We start from the raw sequence: 728 nt of genomic DNA, 5'->3' as shown, positions 1-728 counted from the left end.
CTTTCTCTGTCTCAAAAAAATCAGCAGCACTATGCCGAACGGATTCAATATTACGGCGCCAAAATCAAGCGTCAGTCGCCAGAGAACCAGTGCCTATATCTGCTTTGCTACCTACAGTTTCGATATCAGGAGGGGTTGGAACGGATGGCCGAAGGGTTCATTCACCACGTTCGACAGGTAAAGCAACGAGCACATCAGCTGGCGCAGGATCGAGTTTATCGGGATTGGCAAAAGGCGGCTACCAATGTGAGTAAGGCTGCAGAAATCTTGTGCCTGTTTGTTGATGATCGTATCGACCCCAATACGTCATTCCATGCTGTACAGAAACAAGCGTTCCAGGTTCTCAATGCCAACGAGCTGAGTTCAGTCTGCCGGTACCTCGGCAATCAGAAGCAGTCGGCGGATGAGGCGTTCTGGCAACACCTGGATACGGAATTCACGTTGAGAACCGGCCTGTTACGATCACTCTTTTGCTGTCTACGCATCGAAGGCACCGATAAAACACAACGGTTGGCAGCGGTCTTGAGCCAAACTCGACAGGAGCTGGCGGCCGGCAACATGCTCAGAGATGCCAGTATTGACCGGCGTCTACCGCCAAAAGCCACGCGACCACTCTTGTTGAAACCTGACGGCGGCATAGACAAGGCTAGATATGAATGGTTCTTGTATTTGCAGATTCCCAGCCGCCTAAACGGCCAGTTAGTGCTGCCAGAAGTCATACGGTATCG

Annotated in this window: 1 pseudogene; it reads left to right on the top strand. The window is 51.5% G+C overall.

The features are described from left to right. A pseudogene (locus O9X78_RS20775) lies at positions 1-728 on the top strand (Tn3 family transposase); the annotation flags it as partial.

The organism is Zhongshania aquatica, from assembly GCF_027257955.1.
GTDB lineage: Bacteria > Pseudomonadota > Gammaproteobacteria > Pseudomonadales > Spongiibacteraceae > Spongiibacter > Spongiibacter aquatica.
The sequence above is the reverse complement of the archived record's forward strand: the minus strand, read 5'-3'. Positions and strand labels throughout refer to the sequence as shown.